The organism is Streptomyces sp. NPDC004539, from assembly GCF_040610055.1.
GTDB lineage: Bacteria > Actinomycetota > Actinomycetes > Streptomycetales > Streptomycetaceae > Streptomyces.
The window spans coordinates 66,842-75,034 of the sequence record NZ_JBEXLS010000037.1; the positions used below are offsets into that span (position 1 = coordinate 66,842).

Annotated in this window: 8 protein-coding genes and 4 pseudogenes; 3 read left to right on the forward strand and 9 right to left on the reverse strand. The window is 67.0% G+C overall.

All coding sequences use genetic code 11. The features are described from left to right. Positions 1 to 13 precede the first annotated feature (13 nt). Positions 14 to 148 carry a hypothetical protein gene (locus tag ABZX85_RS45315; protein WP_355883487.1) on the forward strand — a complete coding sequence of 45 codons (135 nt, stop codon included), beginning with the start codon at positions 14 to 16 and terminating at the stop codon, positions 146 to 148. A gap of 414 nt (positions 149 to 562) precedes the next feature. On the opposite strand, the gene ABZX85_RS45320 is transcribed toward ABZX85_RS45315, so the two are convergent. Beyond that, positions 563 to 1,021, reverse strand: coding sequence for a PPOX class F420-dependent oxidoreductase (locus tag ABZX85_RS45320; protein ID WP_355883490.1), 459 nt, complete (start codon positions 1,019 to 1,021; stop codon positions 563 to 565). A gap of 103 nt (positions 1,022 to 1,124) precedes the next feature. Further along, complete coding sequence (locus ABZX85_RS45325) at positions 1,125 to 1,775, reverse strand: TetR/AcrR family transcriptional regulator (protein ID WP_355883493.1); 651 nt, start codon at positions 1,773 to 1,775, stop codon at positions 1,125 to 1,127. Between the two features lie 66 nt (positions 1,776 to 1,841). Here ABZX85_RS45325 and ABZX85_RS45330 point away from each other — a divergent pair, with 66 nt between their 5' ends. Further along, positions 1,842 to 2,504: a class I SAM-dependent methyltransferase gene (locus tag ABZX85_RS45330; RefSeq protein WP_355883496.1), complete on the forward strand. Its 663-nt coding sequence runs from the start codon at positions 1,842 to 1,844 to the stop codon at positions 2,502 to 2,504. Positions 2,505 to 2,589: 85 nt separating this feature from the next. Here ABZX85_RS45330 and ABZX85_RS45335 read toward each other — a convergent pair. The 3 genes and pseudogenes from ABZX85_RS45335 to ABZX85_RS45345 form a co-directional block, all read right to left on the reverse strand. Further along, positions 2,590 to 2,892, reverse strand: a pseudogene (locus ABZX85_RS45335) (transposase family protein); the annotation flags it as partial. 16 nt (positions 2,893 to 2,908) lie between these two features. Beyond that, positions 2,909 to 4,033 (reverse strand): IS110 family transposase, encoded by a 1,125-nt coding sequence (locus ABZX85_RS45340; RefSeq protein ID WP_355883523.1) that lies wholly within the window; start codon positions 4,031 to 4,033, stop codon positions 2,909 to 2,911. 242 nt (positions 4,034 to 4,275) lie between these two features. Beyond that, positions 4,276 to 4,616 (reverse strand): annotated as a pseudogene (locus tag ABZX85_RS45345) (transposase family protein); the annotation flags it as partial. Between the two features lie 106 nt (positions 4,617 to 4,722). Between ABZX85_RS45345 and ABZX85_RS45350 the strand changes: the two are divergent. Then, a pseudogene (locus tag ABZX85_RS45350) lies at positions 4,723 to 5,316 on the forward strand (sigma factor-like helix-turn-helix DNA-binding protein); the annotation flags it as partial. 113 nt (positions 5,317 to 5,429) lie between these two features. Here ABZX85_RS45350 and ABZX85_RS45355 read toward each other — a convergent pair. From ABZX85_RS45355 to ABZX85_RS45370, 4 genes and pseudogenes are all read right to left on the reverse strand, one after another. Beyond that, positions 5,430 to 5,837, reverse strand: coding sequence for a PPOX class F420-dependent oxidoreductase (locus ABZX85_RS45355; protein ID WP_355883499.1), 408 nt, complete (start codon positions 5,835 to 5,837; stop codon positions 5,430 to 5,432). Positions 5,838 to 5,906: 69 nt separating this feature from the next. Continuing rightward, positions 5,907 to 6,194: a tetratricopeptide repeat protein gene (locus ABZX85_RS45360; protein ID WP_355883502.1), complete on the reverse strand. Its 288-nt coding sequence runs from the start codon at positions 6,192 to 6,194 to the stop codon at positions 5,907 to 5,909. A 16-nt stretch (positions 6,195 to 6,210) separates the two neighbouring features. Continuing rightward, positions 6,211 to 7,209, reverse strand: coding sequence for a tetratricopeptide repeat protein (locus ABZX85_RS45365; RefSeq protein WP_355883505.1), 999 nt, complete (start codon positions 7,207 to 7,209; stop codon positions 6,211 to 6,213). A 38-nt stretch (positions 7,210 to 7,247) separates the two neighbouring features. Beyond that, positions 7,248 to 7,998 (reverse strand): annotated as a pseudogene (locus ABZX85_RS45370) (transposase family protein). Positions 7,999 to 8,193 lie beyond the last annotated feature (195 nt).

The following is an 8,193-nucleotide window of genomic DNA, read 5'->3' on the forward strand; positions in this document are numbered from 1 at the left end:
CTGGGATATGAGCGTGGACTCCACCATCGCCCGAGCCCACCAGCACGCCGCCGGGGCGCGGGCAAAGGGGATCTACAGAAGGAGCCTCCCGGCGGCGTCGATGCAGAGCCTGACGACCACGACCTCGGACGCTCACGCGGCGGGCTGACCACCAAGCTGTACCTGGCGGTCGAGCAGGGACAGAAACCGTTGCCCCTGCTCGTCACCGCCGGCCAGCGGCACGACAGCCCCCAGTTCAAGCCGGCCATGGACGCCATCCGCGCGCCCCGAATCCGGCCGAGCCGACCGGGCCTACCTGCGTAAGCGCGGCGCGCGGTGCACCGTCCCGGAGAAAGCCGACCGGATTCGCCATCACCACAGGCTCGGTTCCCGCGGTGGCCGCCCGCCGAAGTTCGACAAGACCGACCATGAGCAGCGGCACGCCGTCGCATGCGGGATCAACCGCCTGAAACGCCATCGCGCCGTCGCCACGAGGTACGACAAACTCGCCGTCCGCTATCACGCGACCGTGCTGGTCGCAGCCATCAACGAGTGGCTGCGACCAGCACCGACCCGATTCGTCCTAGCCGTTGACATCGAGTGCCGTTCCGTACATCCGGTCCACCTTCAACCTGATGACCACCCGGCGCTCGGCCACCAACTGCTCCAGAAACGCGTCTTCATCCTCAGGCTTCGCAGCCTGCGGGATCATTCCGAGCAGTTCCCGACCAACCGCATCGCCAGGAACCCTCGTGATCTCCGAGACCTCGGCCTCGCCTTCGGCGACGGCGAACGACCACACGTCGCCGCCCTGCACGTGCAGTGAGGCACGCGGATCGCGTCGCAGGTGCCCGACCTTGATGCGGTCGACCGTCGTCGAGAACCGCACGATGCGGGCCTCGGAGTCCCAGCTGTACAGCATGGTGGTCAGGTGCGGATGGCCACTGCGCTTGACAGTGGCGAGCGTGCCGAACTGCTGCTTGCCGAGCAGATCGGAGAGGGCTTCGTCGGACAGTGGGCGAGGCGCTGGTCCTTGAGTCATGACGTGATCAACATCCTTGGCCGCCCAACAATTTCGTGGGCACGGTGAGCCCCGTCCCCACTTTCACAACACGCACTAACAAGTCCCTGGGTGCGCTGACCGGTCAGGACTTCGTCCGCGTCGTCAGCGTGTGCCGTCGGAGGAACGCATCGACGAGCCCGTCGGTGAATTCGCGGCCGACCGGTTCGCCGGTCACCAGTACGCGGTAGTAGAGAGGGCCTACGAGCTGGTCCGTCTCGGCCGCCATGTCGAGGTCCGCGGGCAACTGCCCCTTGTCCACGGCCCGCTCCAACAGCAGGCGGTCGCGGCGGCGTTGCCCGTCGAGGTACCGGGACCGGAAGTCCTGGGCGAACACCGGATCGTGCTGCGCCTGGGCGATCAGCGCCTTGAAGACGGCGCCGGAGTCGGACTCGCTGAGGAACCACGCCAGTCGGCGCAGATAGTCGCGCAGGTCGAGGGCGATGTCACCGGAATCGGGAGCCGTGAGGTCCTCGGTCGCGTCCTGGAGGAAGGCGTCCATCAAGACGTCGGTCTTACTCTTCCACCAGCGGTAGATGGTCTGCTTGGCCACACCGGCCCGGGCGGCGATGCCCTCCATCGTGACGCCCGCGAAACCCTTCTCGACGAGCAGTCCGTCGGCCACGTGCAGTACCGCCAGCCGGGCCTCTTCGCTGCGTCCGTGCCGGTTGCCGTGGTGCCGCCGCCCCGGTCCGCCGGTGCCGTTCGCCTCGGCAGCGTTTGTCGCAGATGCCATTTCGCCTCCCGGCGGTCAGGATATCGCCCCTAGATTTGACGCAACGTTGCGTCTACCCTAAATCTCATGACACACACTCACACGCTCGCCGACCCCCGCATCGAGGCAGCCCTCGGCCGGATGTTCGAGCGAGCCGAGCAGGACGAAGCCACCGCCGCGCGCGTCGGCGCGCAACTGCCCGGTGGGTTCGCGCCGCTGACACCCCAGGAGCGGGCCGACGCCGTGGCGGAGGTCTACATGCCGATCTCCGCCAGAGGCGGGGAGCTGCTGTACAACCTGGTCCGGGCCGTCCGCCCGGCCACGGTCGTCGAGTTCGGCATGTCCTTCGGGATCTCCACGCTGTACCTGGCCGCAGCCGTACGGGACAACGGCACCGGACGCGTCATCACCACGGAACTCAGCAAGGACAAGATCGCCGCGACCCGCCGGACCTTCACCGAGACCGGCCTGGACGACCTGATCACCACGCTGGAGGGAGACGCCCGCGACACCCTCCGCAGCCTCGACGCCCCCGCGGACTTCGTCCTGCTGGACGGCTGGAAAGAGCTGTGCCTGCCCGTCCTGCGGCTGCTCGAACCGCGCCTGCGACCCGGCACACTCGTCGTGGCCGACGACGTCGGCCTGAGCAGTCTGCGGCCGTACCTCGACTACGTACGCGCCCCGGCGAACGGATACCAGAGCGTCACGTTCCCCGTCGAGGACGGCATGGAGATCAGCTGCCGCCTCTGAGCGGCAGGGCGAAGCCCACCCGGCCGGACCGACCGGAGCAGGACACCCCGAGCCCTGCCGAACTCGCGGATTTCATTGAGCTTCTTCAGCGTTGCTGCTCCAGCGTGAGGATGGCCTTGGCGATTGACGTCATTCGATTCGGGCTGCACCGGGACCTGCGGAAGATGCGCCAGGACTTCAGGCGGGCGACGCCGCGCTCGACCGGCGCTCGTGCAGCGGCCAGTGCCCGGTTGAAGGTCGCGGATGATCCGGTGGGTGCGGGCTGGGGGCACCCCCTCTGGGTGACGGTCAGGTCGTGAGTGCGGCCCGGCAGAGCGGGTGAGAGCCACAGCAGCCGGCCGTCGGGGTCGGTGACGACCTGCACGTTCACGCCGTGGCGCCGGTGTTTGATGCCCCTATGTTCGTCAAGCTGCGGTCATCAGGGTCGCTGAGGTATCAGGCTGCTGGTGACGCGTGATCATGTCGGCGCGGATCAGGCAGTAGACCTCGCGGGCTGTGTAGCGTTTCAGACAGCGCATGACCTCGCGTTTTCCCTTTCCTTCGGCGGTGCGTCGCTCCAAGTAGAGGCGAGTGCGCTCGTCTTGTCGCATACGGGTGACCACGATGCGGTGCAGCGCGGCATTGGCCTGCCTGTCTCCGCCGCGGTTGAGCCGGCGGCGCTGGCTCTTGCCTGAGGACTTCTCCACAGGACTGACACCGCACAGGGCGGCGAAGGATACCTCGCTGGCCAGCCGTTCTGGGTTGTCGCCTGTGGTGATCAGCAGGGCCGCCGCGCTGTCCGGTCCGATCCCGAGCTGCTCCAGCAGGCTGGGCGCGGTAGCCCGGACTGCTATGGTCATCCGCCGTCCGAGCTCGGTGGCTTCTTGCCGAAGCTGCACAACGCGCTGCGCCAGCAGCCTCAGCGTGAAGACCGCTGTGTCGGCTGCCGGGTTACCGTCGCGGGAGTCGGCCAGTTCCGAGCACCGCCGGACCAGGAGCGAAGTCGAGAGCGGCTCCAGCTCCTCGCGAAGGGTGGACGGAGCGTTGACCAGCACGGCCTTGAGCTGATTGAGTGCCTGGGTGCGGGCTTTGACTGCGGAGTTCTTCGCCAACCGGAGCATACGCAACGCTTCCACGTGCCCATCGCCGCTCTTCGGTGGCGCCCGTGCCATGCCCGACAGCGCGCCGCGGGCGGCAGACTCGGCGTCAACGGCGTCGGTCTTGCCACGGCGGCGCCGGGTGGACCGGTCCGGCTGGTTGATCTCCACCACCGGAACCTGCTGGGCCGCGAGGTAGCGGGCCAGGCCCGCACCGTAGGAGCCAGTGCACTCCACTCCCGCCCGCAGCACCGTCCCGCACTGGCGTGCCCAGTCGAGAAGGTGGCGGTAGCCGGCCTCGGTGGCCGGGAACTCCCCTGTGTTCAGCAGGCGACCAAGGTGGTCAAGGACGGCGGCGACGTGCACGTCCTTGTGGGTGTCGACGCCCAGCACCACCGCGCGTTGCTCGGCTGCTGCCTCGACAGCGTGGACAGCAGGAAAGACAGCCGGCATGCCTGGGGTGATCACGGTGCTCCTGTTCGACGACGTACCGATTGTCAGCGCCGGGTGAATGGAGCGGTCAGAACTGTGACGGTGCCTTCGAGGCCAAGGCCCCTATCGAGACACGCTCCGCCGGCCCGGTGCCGGTACGTGCCGCTCCGGCCGGGCCGACAGATCAAACACAAGGCACAAACGGCCAGTGAGAGTACGAGTCAAGCCGTGGCCAGAACGACACAGCCACCATCCTCACAGTGGGAGTAGTCGGCCCGTCCGTCGCCGACCCGGTCGCACTCGGCGAGGGTGCCGTCCAGGAGGACGAAGTCCGCCATGGTCTCGCGCAGGACCTACCCGGTGCCCGGCCGGCGAGCAGGTCGATGACCTGGCTGGTGCAGGCGTGGGCGGTGGACTCGCTGATCCCGAACCCGGCGGCGATCTTTGCCAGGGTGGTGTGTTCGCGCAGGTACACCAGTGCCACCATCGCGTGTTGGGACGGGCGGAGCTTGCAGCGGCGGTCGCCCTCACGAGTGACGATCGGCATCGTCACCCACTCCACGAGCGCATGCGGCAGGTCGAGTGCGGCAGGACGGATGACCAACGAGGCCCCCGAGCAATGTGATGGAGACGTCAGACATCTCGATCAACAGCCCGGGGGCCTCGCTCGTTGCGCTTCACCGGCCATCACCTGATCGGTGGCCAACTCGAAGAAGCTCAGTCCGCTGGAGCGGTCGGCGTTCGTGCTGCGGGAGGTGTTCGCCTTCGGCTTCGACGAGATCGGCACGGCGGTGGACCGTTCGGAGGCGGCTTGCCGACAGCTGCTGGTGCGTGCGCGTCGGCACATGGCGGCCGGGAGACCCCGTTTCGAGGCGGACCGGCGGGAGCGGCAGGAACTGGCGACGCGGTTCTTCGAGGCGCTGTCGCTGGGTGATGTGGACGGGTTGCGGAGTCTGCTCTCCGCCGACGTGCAGCTGGTCGGGGACGGCGGCGGGAAGGCTCCGCAGCTGGCCAGGTCTGTCGTCGGCGCCGAGAACGTGGCACGCCTGCTCGCCGGTGTCTATCCGGTCATGGCTCGGATCGACATCACGTTCGAGAAGCACGAGATCAACGGCCAGCCGGGTGCGGTCTTCCGTGACCGGGACGGCAAGGTCCTCCACACCCTGGTCCTCGACGTCCTCGACGGCGAGGTCCAGACCATCCGCTCGGTCATCAATACCGACAAACTCGGACACCTCTGACCGGTCGCCGATGCGTGGGCCGTCGACCAGGAGGTGAAGCGGAGCCGGAGGCGTACGCGGTGAGCTCGTACCGGCCGCTTCCGGGTGTGAGCGAGAAGGTTCAGCGGTCTCTGCTGATGACACAGCCTGCGGACGGCGGTCGAACTCCGAAGACACCGCCGTCCGCGAGACCGGGGTCAGAAGCGGCCGGTGACCTTTGTCGGGGTCACTCGGACGATGACGCGGTCCGCGTCCTGCTTCGAGGCCGGGTTGAACGTGACGTAGTCCTGGCCTGTGTACTTGAGGGACAGCTCATTGGGGAGAGCGTTGGTGGGGTCGGGGGTGATGGTGGCGGTACCTCGGATCTCGGCGTAAGTGTAGGGGTTGTCCGGAGGAGTGATCATGATCGTGACTCGGGGGTCGCGCGCCAGGTTCTTCCCCTGTGCGCGGTCCACGGTCGTGGAGAAGACGAGGTCGTCGCCGTCCCGTTTGATCCAGACGACGGTGAGGTGGGGGTGGCCGGTGGTCGCGAGGGTGGCGACCGTGGCGAAGACCTTGGTGTCATCGATGTGTTGCTTCAAGGCGTCGGAGAGTTCTGCTGCCATGGTTCGGGGTCCTTTGGGAAGTATGTGAGAACGCTCGGTCTAATCAGGGAACACGTCGGGGACTTGGAATCATCCTGTGAGCCAGGTTCTGATGCGGTCGGATTGTGCGCGGATCCGGGGGAGGGTGTTCATGGGGTCGGCTTCGAGTGTCGACTGGAGGGTGGTGCTCTCGTCGAGTGTGCGGAGAGCGTCGTCGCGGCGGCCGAGGGTGGCGTACAGGACGGCGAGGTTGTTGAGGGTGGTGGCGTGGTCTGGCGTGGCGTGTCCGTCGTAGCTGTGTACGGCTGACAGGAAGGCGTCCAGGGCCTCTTCCCTCCGGCCCAGTTCACTCAGTCGGTTGCCGAGGGTCGTGGACAACCTCGCCAAGTCCCCGTTAGCTCCCGACGGCGACAGCTTCTTCGGCCGCCGCGAGAGCTTCTTCTCTCCGGCCCACCGCCGCCAGGCGATTGGACAGGTTGTTGAGGACCATCGCGAGACCGGGTCCGGAACCCGGTGCCTCGTAGACCTCCCGCGCCTCGAAAGCGGCGGCGAGACTCTCCTCCGCCCGGCCCAACTCCCCCAGCCGCACAGACAAGTTGTTGAGCGCGGCTCCCAAGCCGGTCGCGTACTCCTGCGGAGCCTCCGCGGCCAACTCGCGGCAGACGCGCACAGCTTCCTCCGCCTGTGCGAGTGATTCCTCACGCTCTCCCAGGTTCGCCAGGTAGTTGGAGTAGGTCATCAGGCGGCCTACCAGCGTCGGTCCAAGGGTCAGCAGGTCCTCCTGAGCCAACGGCTCCATCCGTAGGAGGTCATCGAACAGGCGGTCAAGTTCCTTCGTGTCAGAGCTCGTTGATCCATCCACTGCCGAGGTGAACGCCTCCGCCAACTCCCGCGCGGACGGTCTGCGCGCAGGCTCGTGCTCCAGACAGTGCCGAAGTGTCATGAGGAGCACCGGATCGATCCGAGAGGCCAAGCCAACTCTGGGGTTCTCCCTGCTCCCGGCCGGGAATGCCAGGAGCAGCGCGCCGGCGGCGTACATATCGCTCTCGGGAAAGACCTCACCCCCACCCAGGTAGGTCTCGGTGAGGGGGAGAAGGTCACGGTGCGGACTGTCAGTTCCGTCCACGCTCGCGGTCATCCATCCGATCAGCCGGACACCGTCATCGGCCAGGAGGACCGCTCTCGGTGCGACGGAGCCGTGTACGAGGCCGAGTTCGTGAGCGTGGACGAGAGCCAGGGAGAGACTCAAGCCGATCCGGAGGAAGACGTCTTGGGGGACCACTCCCCTATGACTGGCGAGGACGTCTCTCAGGTTGGGAGCCGGCGCACCTCCCTGTTCGATGAACTTCGAGGCGATCCACGGGAGTTGACCATCATGACTCGATCCTCTCAAACGATCGAGTCCCTACCGAACCCGGAACGATTCAGCGTTCAGCGTTGCTTCTCCAGAGTGAGGACGGCCTTGGTGATGACACTCATGCGGTTGGGGCTGATGCGGGATCTGCGGAAGATCTGCCAGGACTTCAGCTGTGCGATGCCTCGTTCGACAGGTGCCCGGGCTGCGGACAGAGCCCGGTTCTCGGTCCGCTCGGTGAGGGTCAGCTCACCGCCTGGCGGGCGGCGCTTGGCGGTGGTGACGCAGTCGCCCGCACCGATGTAGGCCATGTCGGCGAGGATGGGGACGCCCTGGCGAGCGCAGATCCGGAGGATCTTGTGGGTGCGGGCGGCCGTCAGATCGTGGGTCCGGCCCGGCAACGCCGGCGACAGCCACAGAATCTCGCCGGCCGGATCCGTGACGACCTGCACGTTCACCCCGTGGCCGCTTGTGTTTCGAGGAGTAGTCGGCCCTGCCGTCGCCGACGCGGTCGCACTTGGCGAGCGTGCCGTCCAGGAGAACAAAGTCCGGGTCGTGCACGCGCAGCGTCTTCAGCAGGCCCGGCGCCTGCTCGGCGAGCAGAGCGGTGACCGCGGTGACGTAGGCGTGGGCGGTGCCGACGAATATCCCGAAAGCGGCGGGGATACGGGCGAGGGTGTCATGGCGACGCAGGTACACAAGTGCGACCAGCGCACGGCGGTGCGGCGGGAGTTTGCACCGCCGGTCACCCTCACGGGTGACGATGAGCATCGTGACCCACTCGACCAAGGCGTGAGGCAGGTCGAGTACGGCAGGATACGGAACCAACAGGTCTCCTGTGCTGCGGAGTTGAGACGTCGAACACCTCCCTCAACGGCACAGGAGCTCTGTCCGTTGCGCACTCCGACCTCACACCGCCCCCGTCACCCGATCCATACCTTTCTTCGTGGGTTGATCCGGGTCATTCGTAGGATCGGGACACCCAGGAGTGCCGGGTGTGGCTGTCACCCGAGAGCCGATGAT

Coding starts and splice junctions, on each gene's coding strand:
- ABZX85_RS45320 (WP_355883490.1), bottom strand. CDS start 1,021: ATGACTCAAGGACCAGCGCCTCGCCCACTGTCCGACGAAGCCCTCTCC.
- ABZX85_RS45340 (WP_355883523.1), bottom strand. CDS start 4,033: ATGCCGGCTGTCTTTCCTGCTGTCCACGCTGTCGAGGCAGCAGCCGAG.
- ABZX85_RS45330 (WP_355883496.1), top strand. CDS start 1,842: ATGACACACACTCACACGCTCGCCGACCCCCGCATCGAGGCAGCCCTC.
- ABZX85_RS45325 (WP_355883493.1), bottom strand. CDS start 1,775: ATGGCATCTGCGACAAACGCTGCCGAGGCGAACGGCACCGGCGGACCG.
- ABZX85_RS45355 (WP_355883499.1), bottom strand. CDS start 5,837: ATGGCAGCAGAACTCTCCGACGCCTTGAAGCAACACATCGATGACACC.